The organism is Synechococcus sp. CBW1107 (assembly GCF_015841355.1).
Taxonomy (GTDB): Bacteria; Cyanobacteriota; Cyanobacteriia; order PCC-6307; family Cyanobiaceae; genus Regnicoccus_A.
In genome coordinates this window covers 2,756,244-2,772,928 of the sequence record NZ_CP064908.1, presented here as the reverse complement: position 1 = coordinate 2,772,928, position 16,685 = coordinate 2,756,244, and the positions used below count along the sequence as shown (strand labels likewise).

Below are 16,685 nucleotides of genomic sequence, written 5' to 3'. Positions count from 1 at the left end.
CCATGCCAGATCCGGCCAGCCCACCACTGCCTGCCCCGGGGCCTCCCGCAGGGCCCGGCCTTGAGGCGATCCATCTGCACGCCCTGCGGCTCTGGGCCCACGTGGGCGTGCTGGAGCGGGAGCGGGAGCTGGGCCAGTGGTTCGAGCTTTCCCTCAGCCTCTGGCACGATCTCGGCCCCGCCGGCCGCAGCGATGATCTCCGCGACAGCCTCGATTACAGCCTGGCGATCCGGGCGCTGCAGGAACAGGCCCGCACGATCCGCTGCCTCACCCTCGAGCACTACGCCGAGCGGATGATGGAGTGCCTCGAGCAGCTCTACGGCCCCGTCACCCAGCGCCTGATCCTGACCAAATGCGCCGCCCCCGTGCCCGGTTTCAGCGGCCTGGTGCAGGTGGAGCGCTGGCGTCATCGGGCCCCGGCCGGCTGACGCGATGACGGCCCCCCCCCTGGTGCTGGTGCATGGGCTCTGGGATTCGCCCCGCCTGTTCCGGCGCCTGGAGAAACTCCTGGCGGGAGCCCGCGATCCGTTGCTGGTACCCCACCTCAGCCACCGCCTCGGCGCCACCCCCCTGCTGGATCTGGCCGAGCGGCTGGGCCAGGCCATCGAGCGCCGGTTCGGAGCGGAGGAACCGATCGATCTGCTCGGGTTCTCGATGGGCGGTGTGATCGCCCGCTGCTGGCTGCAGCTGCTGGGGGGCGAGGAGCGCACCCGCCGGTTCATCAGCGTGGCCAGCCCTCAGCAGGGCACGATCACCGCCCAGCCCTGGCCGGCGTTTCTGCTGGGGGGCATCGCCGACATGAAACCGGGCAGTCCGCTGCTGCGCCGGCTCAACGAGGAGCCCCATGCCCTGGCGGGGGTGGAGTGCCTGAGCTTCTACACCCCCACCGACCAGGTGGTGGTGCCGGGCTGGAAGGCGGTGCTGCCCTTCGGCCCGGCCAGGCCCCTGCCGGTGTGGCTGCACCAGAACGTGCTCAGCGCGCCGGCGTCGCTGGAGGTGCTGCGTCGGGAGCTGCTGCGCCCCTGAACACCGGCGGCGGCCCGCCTCAGGCCGCCACCAGCCCGGAATGACGAATCAGGGCCTCCGGCGAGGGCTCACGGCCACGGAAGGCCCTGAACACCTCGGCGGGGCTGCGGCTGCCACCGAGGCTGAGCACCGTGTCGCGGAAGCGGCGGCCTGTGCGGCGCACGGCCGGCTCATCCTCGAGACCCACCTCCTCGAAGGCGCTGAAGGCATCGGCGCTGAGCACCTCGGCCCATTTGTAGGAGTAGTAGCCGGCGGAGTAGCCGCCGGCGAAGATGTGGCTGAAGGCGCAGAGGAAGGCATCCTCTGGGATGGGGGGCAGCACCGTGGTGGTGCTGGCGATCTGGCGGCGCAGATCCTCGGGGCTCTGGCCTGAGGCGGGTGTCCAGACGCTGTGCAGGCGCAGGTCCACCAGGGCGAAGTGAACCTGGCGCAGGGTGGCGCTGCCGCCCATGAACGTGCGCGCCGCCAGGAGTTTGGCGAACTCCTCCTCGGGCAGGGGCTCACCGGTCTGCCAGTGCCGGGCCATGCCCAGCAGCGTGGCCCGGTCGTAGCACCAGTTCTCCATGAACTGGCTCGGCAGCTCCACCGCGTCCCACTCCACGTGGTTGATGCCGGCCGCCTGGGGCCGCTCGACGGTGGTGAGCATGTGCTGAAGCCCGTGTCCGAATTCGTGGAAGAGGGTCTCCACCTCCTCGAAGGTCATCAGGCTGGGGATCTCGCCCACCGGCGGACTCTGGTTGCAGATCAGGTAGGCCACCGGCAGCACCGGGCGCCCGGCGGCGTCCGTGTGGCGATCCAGGCAGGTGTCCATCCAGGCTCCACCGCGCTTGCTGCCGGGGCGGCTGTAGGGATCGAGGTAGAAGCTGGCGATGGCTTCGCCGCTGCCGGCGTCGAAGACCCTGAAGAAGCGCACATCGGCCTGCCACACCGGCGCTTCGCCATCGGCGGCCTCGATGCGGATGTCGAACAGGCGGCCGCAGAGGGCGAACAGGCCATCGAGCACCCGCGGCAGGGGGAACCATGGGCGCAGCGCCTCCCCGTGGAGATCGAAGCTCTCGCGCCGCAGCACCTCGGCCCAGAAGCTCACGTCCCAGGGTTTGAGATCGCCGGCCTCAGGGGCCTCCTGGCGCCCGGCACAGGCGGCGAGGGCCTGCAGCTCCCGCTCCGCAGCCGGATAGGACGCGGCCCGCAGATCCTCCAGCAGCCGTTCCACCGCCTCCACGGAGTCGGCCATCTTCGAGGCCAGACTCACCTCGGCCCAGTTGGCGTAGCCCAGCCGCACCGCCTGCTCGCGCTTGAGGGTGAGGATGCGTTCGATCAGCGGGCGGTTGTCGAGATCACCGGAGGAGGCACGGCTCACCTGGGCCTTGTAGAGCCGCTCGCGCAGGTCGCGGCGGCGGCTGTACTTCAGGAAGGGCATGGCCCGGGGGATGTCCAGTCCCAGCAGCCAGGGACCGTCCTCGGCGCTGGCCTCACGGCCATCGGCGCCGCTCAGGCCGGCATCCCGCGCCGCCTGGGCCAGCAGCTGGCGCAGGCTTTCAGGCAGGCCCTCCACCTCCTCCGGACTGTTCAGGGCCAGCGTCCAGCCGTTGGTGGCATCGAGCACATGGTTGCCGAAACGGGTGGCGAGCCCGGCCAGCTCCTCACTGGCGGCGTTGAACGCCGCCTGCTCCTCGCCCTCCAGCGCCACGCCCCGCAGCCGCATCTCCAGCAGCTCGGCGTCGAGGATGCGCTCCTGGGTGGGATCGAGGGGCAGGTGGCCGGCCCGGTGCTGCTCCTGGAGCCGCTCCAGGGCCCGGTACACCGTGCGGCTCTGGCCGGCGCGGTTGCCGAAGGCCACCACAGCCGCCTGCTGGCTCTGGTGGGCCTCGCGCAGCTCCGGGCTGTTGCAGACGCCATTGAGATGGCTGACCACGCCCCAGCTCCAGCGCAGGCGCTCGCCCAGGCGATGCAGGGGATCCATGACCTCGGCCCAGCCAAGGGGTTCGGCGGAGTCGAGGGCCAGGTCGAGGCGCTGCTCCAGGGCGCTCAGACCGGCGTTGAGCTCGTCGAGCAGGACGGGAATCTGCTCGCTCACCTGCTCAGGGGTGATGGCCGGAAAATCGGGCAGACCCTCGCCGCGAAGCAGCGGGGGCGCAAGCAGGGAGGCGCTCATGGCGGTGAACCGGTTCGTTGGGCCCATTCCAGCGGATCAGCGCCGCCCCAGCGGTTCAGCCGAGAGCGGAAAGCCGCCCCACCGCCATGACGCTGGAGGCACTGAGCCCCTCGGCCAGGGCCGTGGTGGTGGCACCGTAGAAGTCGATCGCCAGGCGGGGCCAGAAGCCGATCGCCAGGGTCGGCACCAGCAGGCAGAGCCCGATCACCAGCTCCCTGGGTTTCATGTCGCCCACCACCGCCAGGGCCGGAATCCTGGGGCCGAAGAAGACACGGCGGCAGAGCGAGAGCAGGTACACGGGGGTGAGCACCAGGCCGATGGCCGCCAGCACGATCGTCACCACCCGGAAGGGCACGGTGAAGCCGTCGTTGGCGGTGATCCCCAGGAAGACGGTGATCTCGCTGATGAAGCCGCTCATGCCCGGGAGGGCGAGGGAGGCGAGCGAACTGGCCAGGAAGAAGGCGAAGGTGATCGGCAGCACCTTGGCGAGGCCGCCCATGTTCGGGATCGAGAGCGTCCTGGTGCGCTCGTAGAACACTCCCGTGACGAAGAACATCGAAGCGGCGATCAGGCCGTGGCTGATCATCTGCAGCATCGCCCCGCTCATGCCGAGGCTGTCGATGGCACCGATGCCGAGCAACACGAAGCCCATGTGACTCACCGAACTGCAGGCGATCCGCCGCTTGACGTTGTCCTGGGCGAAGGCATTCAGGGCCCCGTAGATGATGTTGACGATGCCCAGCACCACCAGGGCCGGTGCCAGCTGCACATGGGCGTCGGGGAGCATCTGCACGTTGAAGCGCAGCAGGGCATAGCCGCCCATCTTCAGCAGCACCCCCGCCAGCAACATCGACACCGGGGCATTGGCCTCACCATGGGCATCCGGCAGCCAGGTGTGCAGAGGGAACATCGGCAACTTCACGCCGAAGCCGATCAGGAAGCCCAGGTAGCAGAGCAGTCCGAAACTGCCGCCGTAGGACCGCTCACTCAGCGACTGCAGGTTGAGGGTGAAGCCATCGCCGCTCAGGGCCAGGGCCAGACCGCTGATCAGGATCAGCAGGGAGGCGGTGGCGGTGTAGAGAATGAATTTGGTGGCGGCGTACTGGCGCTGGGTTCCGCCCCAGATCGCGATCAGCAGGTAGACCGGCACCAGCTCCAGCTCCCAGGCCAGGAAGAAGAGCAGAAAGTCCTGGGACAGAAACACCAGGGACTGGGCGGAGGCCTGCAGCAGCAGCAGGCCGAAATAGAGCTGGGTCTTGCGATTGACGTTCCAGCTCGCCGCCACCGCCAGCAGGGTGACCAGTCCGCTGAGCACCACCAGAGGGGCCGAGAGGCCATCAGCTCCGAGCGACCACTCCAGACCGAGCAGGGGGACCCAGGGCACCCGCTCCACCAGCTGCAGGCCGCTCAGCCCACCGTCGAAACGCTGGCTGAAGACCCACATCATCAGCAGCAGGTCGGCCAGCAGCACCACCAGGGCGATGGTGCGGGGCGCGCGGGGATCGGTGCCGTCACCCGGGAGCAGCGGCATCAGCAGGGCACCGGCCGCCGGCAACAGGGCGATCAGACTGAGCCAGGGAAAGGATGCAGGCAGGCTGGACGCAACCGTGAGGGGCAGTGTGGCGTCCATTCGAGACTGCGGAAGGGTCGGTTGTAGCCGGATGATCCGGCGTTCGGGCACTGAATGTATCAGTTAGGTAGTTGTACTCAGGAGCGCCTGCTCAGGGGCGGTCCGGGAGGCCGTGCCAGCGGCTGCCGCTCAGCTGCACCCGCAGCACTTCCGCCCGCGAGGCGACCCCCTCCCGCTCCCAGGCCGACACCATCGCCCGGCTCACGGCCCCGGCATGGTCGGCGCTGGCCAGGGCCAGCAGACTGGGCCCGGCGCCGCTGATCACACAGCCCCAGGCTCCGGCGTCGAGAGCCGCCTGGCGCACCTGGCGCCCCCCCTGGATCAGACCCCAGCGATAGGGCTCATGCAGCCGGTCATGCATGCCGTCGGCGATCAGATCGCCGTTACCGGTGCGCAGACCCTGCAGCAGCAGGGTGAGCGAGCCCAGGTTCACCACCGCGTCGGCAATCGGGATCACCTTGGGCATCACCCGCCTCGCCTCGCTGGTGGAGAGCCGGATGGCCGGAATCACCACCACCGCCTTGACGCTCTCCTGCCATTCGCAGCGCACCACCCGCCAGCGGTGGGAGGCCGCCCGGGCGGTCATGCACAGGCCACCGAGCAACGACGGAACGACATTGTCGGGATGCCCCTCGATGTCGATGGCCAGCTCCAGCAGCTTCTCCTTGCTGAGGGGTTCCCCCACCAGGGCGTTGGCGCCGATCAGCCCGGCCACGATCGCCGTGGCACTGCTGCCCAGCCCCCGGGCCGGTGGAACCGCCAGCCGCACCCGGGCCTCGAGAGCCACCGGCTGCTGGCCCGCCTCCTTCCACACCCGCTGGGCGGAGCGGTAGACGAGGTTGTCGGGTCCACCGCGCAGGTGGGCCCCCTCGCTGCCTTCGATCAACAGGTCGAAGCGCTCACCATCCCCCTCGATGCAGCGCAGCTCGAAGCGGTTGTTCAGCTCCAGGGCCGCCCCCAGGCAATCGAACCCTGGACCCAGGTTGGCGGTGGTCGCCGGCACATCCACCTGCACACCCTGCCCGATGCGGGGCCTCACCATCACAACCGTTCTGCTCGAGACAGTGTCCCATCCGCCCGAGCGGCCTCAGGCCAGCAGCATCCGCGCCCGGCAGGCGGCGCTGAACAGGCCGGCCTCCGGGTCGATCAGGGCGCGCAGCGGAATCTGCTCCAGCACCGGCGTCAGCCGTCCCTTCGCGGCAAAGGGAGCCAGAAAGGCCGGGGAACGCAGCTGGGGCAGCAGCTTGGCGGCGGTGCCACCCCCCAGCCAGAGCCCGCCGCGGCACAGGCTCTGCAGGGCCAGGTCACCCGCCACGGAGCCATAAGCCCCCAGCCAGAGATCGAGGGCGGCGGCGGCCAGGGGATCACCACCGGCGGCGGCGGCAGCCACCAGGGCCGGCAGATCGGGGCGATCCGCCTCGCCGCGGAGCTCGGCCAGGGCCCAGCTCTCCGCCGCCTGCGCCAGTCCATGGGGCACGCCGGCCTCGTGGAGAAACCAGCGGAAGACATGGCCCAGGCCGGTGCCACTGACGATCCGCTCGATCGAGACCCGCTCCAGGGACAGGTCGCGCAGCAACCACTGCTTCAGACGCCACTCCCGCTCCTGTCGCGGGGCGAATTCAGCGTGGGCGGCCTCACTGGCCAGGGCGATCAGCCCCCGGGGCCCCGGCACCCCGACGGCCACGCCGAGACCGGTGCCGGCCCCGAGGATCGCCAGGGGGCCTGGCTGGAGGAGTCCCTGCCGCACGAGCACCTGCTGGGACTCGCCCAGATGCGGCAGCCCGTAGATCAGCACGGCGAAATCGTTGACCAGCTCCAGCCGCTCGAGCCCGCAGGCGGAAGCCAGCTCCAGCTCGTCGAGTTCCCAGGGCAGGTTGGTCAGCCGGACCCGGCCGTCCTGGACGGGCCCGGCAATCGCCAGACAGCCATGGCCGGGGGCCTCGGATCCGGGTCCGCCGGCGGCGAGAAACCGTCGCACCAGCTCGGAGAAGTCGTCCCAGGCGGCTGAGGCGAATCGCTCACAGCGCAGCTGCACCAGTGCGCCCTCCTCCAGCCGGTAGGTGGCCAGCAGAGTCTTGGTGCCACCGATGTCACCGGCCAGCAGGGTGGTCATCCGCAGGCCGGCGCAGGCTCCAGACCCAGGCCGGGGGCACGGGTCTCACTGGCGGTCCTGGCGGCTGCCACCAGCACCGGGGTCTCGACGCTGCCGAGGTCACCGTCGCGGCGGGAGCGCAGGCTGACGCTGCCCTGCTCGGCCTCCTTGGCGCCGATCACCGCCAGGACCGGAATCTTCTGCTGTTCCCCGTGGCGAATCAGTTTGCCGAGGCGATCGCCGCTGCGATCGATGGCGGCGCGCACCCCCGCCGAACGCAGCTGTGCCAGCACCTGCTCGGCATAGGGAATCACCTCGTCGGTGACGGGCAGCAGACGCACCTGCTCGGGAGCCAGCCAGAAGGGAAAGTCGCCGGCATAGTTCTCGACCATGATCCCGAAGAACCGCTCCAGCGAGCCGAAGATGGCCCGGTGAATCATGATCGGCCGCTGGCGGCTGCCGTCGGCGGCCACGTAGTGCAGATCGAAGCGCTCGGGCAGGTTGAAATCAAGCTGAATCGTGGAGCACTGCCACATCCTGCCGATGGCATCCTCGATCTTGATGTCGATCTTGGGGCCGTAGAAGGCTCCGCCCCCCTCATCCACCTTGTAGGGCCAGCCCTTGCGCTCCAGGGCCTCGATCAGGCCGGCGGTGGCCAGATCCCAGACGGCATCCTCACCGATCGACTTCTCCGGACGGGTGGAGAGATTGACCTCATAAGTGTGGAAGTCGAAGCTGGAGAGGATCGTTTCGGTGAGGTTCAGAACCCCGAGGATCTCATCGCCGATCTGCTCGGGCAGGCAGAAGATGTGGGCGTCGTCCTGAGTGAAGCCGCGCACCCGCATCAGCCCATGCATCACACCGGGGCGTTCGTATCGGTACACCGTGCCCAGCTCGGCCCAGCGGATCGGCAGTTCGCGGTAGGAGCGCAGGGTGCTGGCGTAGGTGAGCACGTGGAACGGGCAGTTCATCGGCTTGAGCTGATACTGGCGCTCATCCACCTGCATGGGGCCGAACATGCTCTCGCTGTAGAAGTCGAGGTGGCCGGAGGTTTTCCAGAGGCTCAGGTCGGCCACGTGGGGTGTGTAGAGCAGGTCGTAGCCCGCCGCGAAGTGGGCCTGACGCCAGAACTCTTCGATGAGCAGGCGCATGCGGGCGCCGCGGGGGTGCCAGAACACCAGACCGGCACCGGCTTCATCCTCGATCGAGAAGAGCTGCAGGTCGGTGCCGAGGCGGCGGTGATCACGGCGCAGGGCCTCCTGCTTGCGGTGCCTGTACTCGGCCAGTTGCTCCGGGGTCTCCCAGGCCGTGCCGTAGATGCGCTGCAACTGGGCCCTGGTCTCATCCCCGCGCCAGTAGGCACCGGCCACGCTCTCGAGCTCGAAGGCCTTCGGATTGAGGTCGCTGGTGTTGGCCACGTGGGGGCCGGCGCAGAGGTCCCACCACTCGTCGCCGAGGGTGTAGAGGGTGATGGGCTCCTGGATCCCCGCCAGGATCTCGAGCTTGTAGGGCTCGTTCTGGGCCCTGATGCGCGCCTCGGCCTCCTCCCGGCTCACCTCGAGGCGCTGCAGCGGCAACTTGCGGGCAATGATCCTGCCCATCTCCTTCTTGATGGCCTTGAGATCGGCCTCCGTGAAGGGTTCGGGATTGTCGAAGTCGTAGTAGAAGCCGGTCTCGGTCCAGGGACCGATCGTGACCTGGGCGTTGGGGAAGAGCTTCTGCACCGCCATGGCCAGCACATGGCTCATGGAATGGCGGATGCGCAGCAGCTCCGGGCTCTCGCTCGTGCGGGGCAGGCGCATCCTCGGGGCCTCGCCGGCCTGAGTGACCGCCGGCTCCGGACTCGGGCCAGGGCCAGAGGCCGGGAGCGTCGACGGGGATGGGGACACGGAATCAGGCGAGGCCAGGGTCGATCCTACGCACCGGATTCGGCCCCGCCGCCCGATGGATTCCTAAGGTTGACGGGTGAATGATCTTCCCTCGAGACCGGATTCGGCCCCCAGGTCGGGGGCTGCGGGTGAGCTGCTCGACCAGCTGCTGGAGTCCCTGCTGCTGGATTTCGACTTCTGGTTCGATCGGGGGCTGCTGCTGCTCCGGCACTGCCCGGAGAGCGTGCTGAGCGCCGCGGAGCAGAAGACCCTGAGCGAACGCCTGGACACCGCCCGCAAGGAACTCATCGCCGCCAGAACCCTGCGCTCGGCCGCACCGGTGAGCATGGCCCTCGACATGCAGGCCATGGCCCCCTGGCACCGCCTGGTGCTGAGCGTCTGGAACCTGTCGGCGGAGCTGCGCCAGGCCGGGGTGGCGCTGCCGGAGCTGCCCCCGGCGCCCAGGCCTTGAAACGTCCGTCAGCCCCTGGGATCAGCCAGCAACGGCGCCACGTGGCCCCCGGCTATCTGCTCTGGGCCCTGGGACTCTTCGGGGTCTGCGGCCTGCAGCGCTTCTATGCCCGCAAGCCGCTGAGCGGCACCCTCTGGCTGCTCACCTTCGGCCTCTGCTTCATCGGCCAGCTGGTGGATCTGTTCCTGATTCCGGAGCTGGTGGATCAGGCCAACCAGCCGCTCCTGCTCCAGGAAGCGCTGGAGGCTCTCGAAGCCGGCGGCCCCGGCGAAGCCCTGCCGCCCCTGGACCGTCAGTTGCTGGCCCTGGCCCGGCGCGCCGGCGCCGCCGGCTTCACCTACAACGATGCCCTGCTGGAGTGCCAGCTGCCGCGGGACACCCCGCGGGAGCGGGTGCGGGAGGAAATCCAGCGACTGATGCACGACGACCTGCTGGACGTCGGCAACGACGAACGGGGGCGGGTCGTCTACAGGGAGCCCTGAGATCAGCCCAGCCGGCTCGCGGCCGCTGGCTGGGTCTGACCGCGGAGCTGCGCGTCGAAGAAGCGGCGCAGCTCCCCGGCTCTCTTGACCGGCTGGCCGTAGGCGCTGCCGCCATGGTGCAGCGGGAAGGACGCCCACTCGCCAGCCAGGCGGGCCATGGCGTCATCGGAGAGCTGGCCCCGGTCAACCGACGCGAGGGCACCACGCTGATCCACGAGGTAGAGGGCGGCCTGGTCCTGGTTGGCAGGTCCGAACCCGCGCAGACCGAGGCGGCTGCTGGCCGCCTTCCAGGTGGCCGGCAGCATCTGGTAGGCCCCGGCGGCGGCACTGGCGTAGCGCTTCACCACGACGATGTCGGGGTGAAGCTCCAGAGAGGGCACCAGCTCGCCGCCGTACAGAGTCCGGTAGCCGTCGGGAGACCCGCCGGCCCAGGTGCCCTCGGCGAAGCGGATCGTGGCCAGCAACGCCCGCCGCTGGCGCGTGAGCGGATAGCGGACGGCCCTCGGGGCGGGCCGGGCGACGGCGATGGCAGGCGCCGCCAGCGCTGGCGATGGAGGGAAGGGAGGCACGGGTGACACAGCGGCCAGCGCAGCGCCGTAGCGGCTGGAGATCAGCGCCGGCAGGGCCAGCAGCAGGGCGGTGGTACCGAGAGCCTCCACGGGCCCACGGGATGCTCCCTTGGCAACCATGCCGAATCAAAAACTTAAAGATTCGGAAACTGTGCTGGTTGTCACATCCTTCCGGCGTCGCCTCCCTGATGGGGTGGACAGAACGGGCCTTGCCGTGCTTTCCAGGCAGCCCGACAGGTCGGCCAGGCCCGGAGCGACCACCAGCACAGGCCGCCCAGGCACTGGAGCTACCACACACCGCCGGATCGGCAAGCCCTCTCGGCGGGACTGAATGATCAGATCCACTGATCAGTCCTTGGCCGGCGATCAGCGTGCCGGCAGAAATCCCATGGCCGTGCGCACTCTCTCCAGGGACGCCTCGGCCACGACACTGGCCCGTTCGCGGCCACGGCGCAGCACCTGATCGAGGTAGCCCGGCTCAGCCCGGATCGCCTCGTAGCGCTCCTGCAGGGGGCGCAGAGCCTCAACGGCCGCCTCCGCCAGCAGGGGCTTGAACTGGCCCCAGCCCATCGGGGCGCACTCCCGGGCGGCCGCCTCCCGACCCACGCCACTGAGCAGGGCATAGAGCCCCAGGAGGTTGTCGGCCTCGGGTCGCTCGGGGTTGCCGAACTCCAGCCCCATCACCGGATCGGTCTTGGCCCGCTTGATCTTGCGGGTGATCAGCTCGGGGGGATCGAGCAAGTTGATGCGCGAGCCCTCGTTGGGGTCGCTCTTGCTCATCTTGCTGCGCCCATCGGCCAGGCTCATCACCCGTGCGCCCTCGGCGAGGATCAGCGGCTCGGGGACTTTCAGCAGCGGCTCGTCCTCAGGGGCGAAGCGGGCATTGATCCGTTGCTGGGCGATGTCGCGGGCCAGCTCGAGATGCTGCTTCTGGTCTTCGCCCACCGGCACCAGATCGGCGTCGTAGAGCAGGATGTCCGCCGCCATCAGCACGGGGTAATCCAGCAGGCCCACCGAGACGTTCTCGCCCTGTTTGCGGGCCTTTTCCTTGAACTGGATCATCCGCTCGAGCCAGTTCAGCGGCGTGACGCAGTTCAGCAGCCAGGTGAGCTCGCTGTGGGCCGTGACCTGGCTCTGCACGAAGACGCTGGAGCGCTCGGGATCGATGCCGCTGGCGAGGTAGAGCGCGGCGGTGCGACGGGTGTTCTCGGCCAGCAGCGCCGGATCGTGAGGCACCGTGATGGCATGCAGATCGACCACACAGAAGAACGTGTCGTGGTCGTCCTGGAGGCTGACCCAGTTGCGGATGGCCCCGAGCCAGTTCCCCAGGTGAAGAGCACCTGTGGGCTGGACACCGGAGAGAACCCTGGGCCTGCCGCTCACGGTTGCGTCTCGTCCGCTTCGGCGGACGGGGCAGCGGTCGGCTCCGGCTCCGAGATCACCACCTCAAGGGCCTGATCCGGCTCAGGAGCCTGATCCGGAGTCTGGACCGCTTCGACCGCCTCGACCGCGTCGGTGGCCTCGTTGGCCTCCGGCTCAGGGGCCGGGGCCTGGGGGCGACTGGGCCGTGCGAACGGATCCGGACGGCTGGAGCGCCGCTCGCCACGGCCCTCGGCGGGGGATCGCCGGGCCCGCTGCCCGTCACGGGGAGTGCCTTCGTTCCGGGGGGCGCCGCCCTGGGCGCGGTGCTCCGCCAGCAGGGCGTCGAGCTGGCCCTGCTCCAGAAGCTGGGCCACGGTGCGGATCGAGAAGCCCAGCGCCGCCACGGTGGAGCGGAGCTGGAAGGCTTCCTGAACGGCATTGGCCGCACGGAGCTCGTTCTCGCTCAGCCGGATGCGAAAGCCGCCGGTCTCGCGCTCGCGTCCGCCGCCCCCGCCACCACTGCCCCGACCCGACTCGATGCGCCTTGCACGGGCGGGCTGGTCCTGCTCGGACCGGGCCACTGCTGCTGTGTTCTCGTCGGCCATCGCCGGAGCCTTCAATCAGGGGGCAAGTGTGCCGCATCAACGGGTCACGGGGCGGCCAGCCAGAGCAGACGGAGGGGTTCAACTGATCCGGCGCGGGCGAGGACCAAGACGGGCAACGGCCGTGGCCCTGCCGCGGAGAAGGACTGCCGGTACCGGGCAAGGAAGGCCAGATAGATCTGCAGGGTCCAACCCCCATGGCCTCTCTCCTGGGCCTGCCAGTGCCGTTTCAGGGCCAGCCGACAGGCCTCCTCGCCGAACTCCCGCCAGCAGTGGGCTTCGGCGGCCTCCGGGCTCAGTCCCTCGCGGCAGCAGCGGCGGAAGGCCTCCAGCTCCGGAGCCGCAGCTGTGCAATCGGGCGGCAGCTCCAGCGTCAGGCGCTCCACCGGGACCGCCCGGAGCTGCAGCCAGCAGCGATCCAGCAGCAGCACCGGCAGTCCCCCGTGCCAGTGCCGCTCCTGCTGCTGGTGATGCAGCCGCTGCGCCAGCTCCAGCTCCAGACGGGGGGTGAGCTTCAGACTGGCGGCCTCGGCCGTCTCCACCATGGCAAGGCCGCTCGACCCATCCAGTGTGGGGGTGATCCAGGCCGCCTGGGCAGGAGTGGGCGGCTGAGCTAGAGAGGCACTGCTTCGGCAGCGCCGCACCACCCTTGACCACCCCCGCCGCTCCCAAGGCCAACGCCGCGTCCCAGCTCAGCGCCGCTCAGGCCTGCTCAGGCGACGCCGGGGCCAGGGCGCACAGCTGGCGCCCGGGAATGCCCTGGATGCCGGCGGCTCTGGTGCTGGCCGGCGGCCTGCTGCTGGGCGACAGCCTCCACGGCAGCGTCTCCGGTGCCGTGGTGGTCGCCGCGGCTGCGGGGGGCCTGTGGTGGCTCAGCCGCGGCAGGGCCTCGATCCAGCCCAGGCTTCCCTCCAGCTGGAACGGCTGGATCGAGCGGTGCGAAGGGCTGCTGAATCAGTTCGAGCAGCTCCAGCCCACTGAGAACGATCCCGCCGCCAGCGCCGAGCAGGAGGGCCGGCGCCAGCGCCTGCAGCAGCTGCGCGACCGTCAGCCGCGGCAGCAGCTGCAGGTGGGGCTGGCCGGGGTCAGCCTGCCGCCCGCGAGCCTGCAGCCGGAACTGATCCGGGCGCTCAGGGCCCCCCTGCCCCTCTGCCTGCACTGGGGCCATCCCCTGCCGAGCCACAGCCCCGACTGGCGTTGGCCCCTGCTGTTCCAGCAGTGCGACCTGCTGCTCGTTCACCTGGAGACCCCCCTGAGGGCCGCGGATCTGCGCTGGCTCGAATCCCTGCCCGCAGGTCAGGCCGTGTCCCTGCTGGTCACGAGCTCCCAGCCGGCGCCGACGGCGGAGCTGGACCAGGAGTTGCGCGCCCAGCTGCCGGGGACCCTGGCCGATCAGGTGATTCTCTGGAGCGGCGAGGAGGAGCAGCTCGGGTCTGCCCTGGAGCCCTGCAGCCGGCTGCTGCGCGTCCGCGGGCGGAGCCTGCTGCTGCAGACCGAGCTGCGCTGCCTCGAGACCCTGCACGCGGAGTGGCAGACGAGCCTGGAGAGTCTGAGGCGCGGGCGTCTCGATGGGCTGGTGCGGCGCACCCAGTGGCTGGTGGCCGCGGGGGTGTTCGCGGCCCCGATGCCCAGCGTCGATCTGCTGGTGCTGGCGGTGGCCAACGGCCTGATGCTCAGGGAGATGGCCGAGCTCTGGGATTGCCCCTGGCAGCTGGCTCAGCTGCGCGAGGCCGCCACTGAGCTGGCCAAGGCGGCGCTGGCCCTGGGCGTGACCGAGTGGACCAGCCAGGCCCTGCTCTCGGCCATGCGCCTGGAGGGAACCACCTGGCTGGTGGGTGGTGCGCTGCAGGCCCTCAGCGCCGCCTACCTGACCCGGGTGGTGGCCCATGCCATGGCCGATGTGCTCGCCCTCTCCAGCGGGGTGCCCGAACCGGATCTGCAGATGCTGCGCCAACAGGCCCCTCTGCTGGTGGCCAGGGCCGCCGAGGCGGAGCGGCTGGACTGGAAGGGATTCCTCAGCCAGGGCCAGGCCTGGTGGCGCAGCCAGGGGACGCCTGGACTCGAGGCCGCCGGCTGACCCCAAGCACCGAACAACTTCTTCATGAAGACTTGATGAAGTCGTTCATGAAGTTCCCTGTAGACACGAAACGTTTCGAGATTTTCCCTGGCCAGATCGGGGGCATTCCCTAGCGTCAAATGGCGCCCACCATGTCCAGGTCCAGGGTCGGCCTCTTGAGCCTGATCCGGGTCTGAATCCCTGGGCGAGTCCATCCCGTCCTCATTCCTCCAATGACCACGGCCGTTCGCAGCGGACGCGCTGGCAACTGGGAAAACTTCTGTCAGTGGGTCACCTCCACCGACAACCGCATCTATGTCGGTTGGTTCGGTGTGCTGATGATTCCCTGCCTCCTGTCAGCCACCATCTGCTTCATCATTGCCTTCATCGCCGCTCCCCCCGTCGACATCGACGGCATCCGGGAACCGGTCGCAGGTTCGTTCCTGTACGGCAACAACATCATCTCCGGCGCCGTTGTTCCTTCGAGCAACGCCATCGGCCTGCACTTCTATCCCATCTGGGAAGCCGCCAGCCTCGACGAGTGGCTGTACAACGGCGGTCCTTACCAGCTGGTGGTCTTCCACTTCCTGATCGGCATCGCCTGCTACATGGGCCGCCAGTGGGAGCTCTCCTACCGCCTGGGCATGCGTCCCTGGATCTGCGTCGCCTACTCGGCGCCCCTCTCGGCCGCCTTCGCCGTGTTCCTGATCTACCCCTTCGGTCAGGGTTCCTTCTCCGACGGCATGCCCCTCGGCATCTCCGGCACCTTCAACTTCATGCTGGTGTTCCAGGCTGAGCACAACATCCTGATGCACCCCTTCCACATGCTGGGTGTGGCGGGTGTGTTCGGCGGCTCCCTGTTCTCCGCCATGCACGGCTCCCTGGTGACCTCCTCCCTGGTGCGTGAGACCACCGAGAGCGAGAGCCAGAACTACGGCTACAAGTTCGGTCAGGAAGAGGAGACCTACAACATCGTGGCTGCCCACGGTTACTTCGGTCGCCTGATCTTCCAGTACGCCTCCTTCAACAACAGCCGCAGCCTGCACTTCTTCCTGGCTGCCTGGCCCGTCGTCGGCATCTGGTTCACCGCCCTGGGCGTGAGCACGATGGCCTTCAACCTGAACGGCTTCAACTTCAACCAGTCGATCCTGGATTCCCAGGGCCGGGTGCTCAACACCTGGGCCGACGTGCTCAACCGCGCCAACCTCGGTTTCGAGGTGATGCACGAGCGCAACGCTCACAACTTCCCGCTGGATCTGGCCGCCAGCGAGATCGTGCCGGTCGCACTGACCGCCCCCGCCATCGGCTGATCCCGGCCGGCCCCTCGCGGCCGCCGCCTGGATCCCCTCAGCCCCTGCCTCCGCGGGGGCTTTTTGCTGCCTGGGCTCCTAGATTCATTCGCTGACGAGAACGGTGTTTGACGACTCGGATCGGTGCAGAGACCAGGAGCCCACGCCGGCACCGTCCCGCCGGGAGGGTGGGCTGGCTGCTCGCCATCCTGGTGCTGCCGGTCCTGGCGGGTTGTCGCGGCTCAGGCCCGGTGGCCGAGGAGCGTCCCCTGGTGATCACCACCTTCACGGTGCTGGCCGACATGGCCCGCAATGTGGCCGGCGATCACCTGCGGGTGGAATCGATCACCAAGCTGGGGGCGGAGATCCACGGCTACGAGCCCACCCCCAGCGATCTGCGCCGGGTCGAGGGGGCCTCGCTCGTGCTGGAGAACGGCCTGAACCTGGAGCGCTGGAGCGAGCGCTTCCTGGCCGGGATGCCGAACCTGAAGCGGTCCACCCTCACCGCGGGGATCACGCCCCTGCCGATCACCGAAGATGCGTACCGGGGGAAACCCAATCCCCATGCCTGGATGTCCCCCCGCCTCGCTGAGATCTACGTGGAGAACATCCGCCGGGCGTTCAGCGAGCTGGATCCGGCCAACGCCGAGGAGTACCGCCGCCGCGCCCAGGCCTACAAGGACCAGCTCCGGGCCCTCGACCTGGAGCTGCGCCGCGAGCTGGCCACGATCCCCGCGCCCAGGCGGGTGCTGGCCAGCTGCGAGGGGGCCTTCACCTACCTGGCGAAGGACTACGGCCTCGATGAGGCCTACCTCTGGCCGGTGAATTCCGAGTCCCAGGTCACCCCCCAGCGGATGGCGCGGCTGATCGCCACCGTGCGCCAGCGTCAGGTGCCGGCGGTCTTCTGCGAGAGCACCGTCAGCGACAAGGTGCAGCGTCAGGTGGCCGAGCAGACGGGCGCCCGCTTCGGAGGCGTGTTCTATGTCGACTCGCTCTCCGGCCCCCAGGGTGAGGCGCCGACCCTGCTGAAGCTGCAACGCCACAACGTGCGCACCCTGATCCAGGGCCTGAAGGGGAGCTGA

Annotated in this window: 16 protein-coding genes; 7 read left to right on the top strand and 9 right to left on the bottom strand. The window is 69.3% G+C overall.

Going from position 1 to position 16,685, the window contains the following annotated elements:
- The first annotated feature begins 2 nt into the window (after window positions 1–2).
- Both I1E95_RS14485 and I1E95_RS14480 read left to right on the top strand, forming a co-directional pair.
- Complete coding sequence (locus I1E95_RS14485; protein ID WP_197163392.1) at window positions 3–428, top strand: dihydroneopterin aldolase; 426 nt, start codon at window positions 3–5, stop codon at window positions 426–428.
- A gap of 4 nt (window positions 429–432) precedes the next feature.
- On the top strand, window positions 433–1,026 hold the full coding sequence (locus I1E95_RS14480; protein WP_197163390.1) for an alpha/beta fold hydrolase: 594 nt from the start codon (window positions 433–435) through the stop codon (window positions 1,024–1,026).
- 19 nt (window positions 1,027–1,045) lie between these two features.
- Here I1E95_RS14480 and I1E95_RS14475 read toward each other — a convergent pair whose 3' ends face one another.
- The 5 genes from I1E95_RS14475 to thrS form a co-directional block, all read right to left on the bottom strand.
- The gene (locus tag I1E95_RS14475; protein ID WP_197163388.1) at window positions 1,046–3,181 is read right to left on the bottom strand and encodes a M3 family metallopeptidase; all 2,136 of its coding nucleotides are present in this window, start codon (window positions 3,179–3,181) and stop codon (window positions 1,046–1,048) included.
- A gap of 55 nt (window positions 3,182–3,236) precedes the next feature.
- Window positions 3,237–4,811: an NAD(P)H-quinone oxidoreductase subunit 4 gene (locus I1E95_RS14470; RefSeq protein WP_197163386.1), complete on the bottom strand. Its 1,575-nt coding sequence runs from the start codon at window positions 4,809–4,811 to the stop codon at window positions 3,237–3,239.
- A gap of 91 nt (window positions 4,812–4,902) precedes the next feature.
- Window positions 4,903–5,853: a homoserine kinase gene (gene thrB, locus I1E95_RS14465; RefSeq protein ID WP_197163384.1), complete on the bottom strand. Its 951-nt coding sequence runs from the start codon at window positions 5,851–5,853 to the stop codon at window positions 4,903–4,905.
- 45 nt (window positions 5,854–5,898) lie between these two features.
- Window positions 5,899–6,924 (bottom strand): glucokinase, encoded by a 1,026-nt coding sequence (locus I1E95_RS14460; protein WP_197163382.1) that lies wholly within the window; start codon window positions 6,922–6,924, stop codon window positions 5,899–5,901.
- Window positions 6,921–8,705, bottom strand: a complete 1,785-nt coding sequence (thrS, locus tag I1E95_RS14455) for a threonine--tRNA ligase (protein WP_197167554.1) — start codon at window positions 8,703–8,705, stop codon at window positions 6,921–6,923. The genes I1E95_RS14460 and thrS overlap by 4 nt, the downstream gene beginning before the upstream one ends.
- A gap of 163 nt (window positions 8,706–8,868) precedes the next feature.
- Here thrS and I1E95_RS14450 point away from each other — a divergent pair, with 163 nt between their 5' ends.
- Together I1E95_RS14450 and I1E95_RS14445 are read left to right on the top strand one after the other, a co-directional pair.
- A complete protein-coding gene (locus tag I1E95_RS14450) occupies window positions 8,869–9,243 on the top strand; it encodes a DUF2605 family protein (RefSeq protein WP_197163381.1) in 375 nt (124 codons plus the stop codon).
- On the top strand, window positions 9,240–9,725 hold the full coding sequence (locus I1E95_RS14445; protein WP_197163379.1) for a TM2 domain-containing protein: 486 nt from the start codon (window positions 9,240–9,242) through the stop codon (window positions 9,723–9,725). Before I1E95_RS14450 ends, I1E95_RS14445 begins: the two co-directional genes overlap by 4 nt.
- A gap of 2 nt (window positions 9,726–9,727) precedes the next feature.
- Here the strand turns inward: I1E95_RS14445 and I1E95_RS14440 are convergent, their stop codons facing one another.
- From I1E95_RS14440 to I1E95_RS14425, 4 genes are all read right to left on the bottom strand, one after another.
- Window positions 9,728–10,384 carry a glycoside hydrolase family 104 protein gene (locus I1E95_RS14440; protein ID WP_370594554.1) on the bottom strand — a complete coding sequence of 219 codons (657 nt, stop codon included), beginning with the start codon at window positions 10,382–10,384 and terminating at the stop codon, window positions 9,728–9,730.
- Window positions 10,385–10,660: 276 nt separating this feature from the next.
- Window positions 10,661–11,677 (bottom strand): tryptophan--tRNA ligase, encoded by a 1,017-nt coding sequence (trpS, locus tag I1E95_RS14435; RefSeq protein WP_197163375.1) that lies wholly within the window; start codon window positions 11,675–11,677, stop codon window positions 10,661–10,663.
- The gene (locus I1E95_RS14430; RefSeq protein WP_197163373.1) at window positions 11,674–12,261 is read right to left on the bottom strand and encodes a hypothetical protein; all 588 of its coding nucleotides are present in this window, start codon (window positions 12,259–12,261) and stop codon (window positions 11,674–11,676) included. The genes trpS and I1E95_RS14430 overlap by 4 nt, the downstream gene beginning before the upstream one ends.
- A gap of 44 nt (window positions 12,262–12,305) precedes the next feature.
- Window positions 12,306–12,803 carry a hypothetical protein gene (locus tag I1E95_RS14425; protein ID WP_197163372.1) on the bottom strand — a complete coding sequence of 166 codons (498 nt, stop codon included), beginning with the start codon at window positions 12,801–12,803 and terminating at the stop codon, window positions 12,306–12,308.
- Window positions 12,804–12,907: 104 nt separating this feature from the next.
- Here I1E95_RS14425 and I1E95_RS14420 point away from each other — a divergent pair, with 104 nt between their 5' ends.
- The 3 genes from I1E95_RS14420 (at window position 12,908) to I1E95_RS14410 (ending at window position 16,685) form a co-directional block, all read left to right on the top strand.
- Complete coding sequence (locus I1E95_RS14420; protein WP_231594663.1) at window positions 12,908–14,335, top strand: YcjF family protein; 1,428 nt, start codon at window positions 12,908–12,910, stop codon at window positions 14,333–14,335.
- Between the two features lie 212 nt (window positions 14,336–14,547).
- Window positions 14,548–15,624 (top strand): photosystem II q(b) protein, encoded by a 1,077-nt coding sequence (gene psbA, locus I1E95_RS14415; RefSeq protein ID WP_197163370.1) that lies wholly within the window; start codon window positions 14,548–14,550, stop codon window positions 15,622–15,624.
- A 176-nt stretch (window positions 15,625–15,800) separates the two neighbouring features.
- Window positions 15,801–16,685, top strand: coding sequence for a metal ABC transporter substrate-binding protein (locus I1E95_RS14410; protein ID WP_370594595.1), 885 nt, complete (start codon window positions 15,801–15,803; stop codon window positions 16,683–16,685).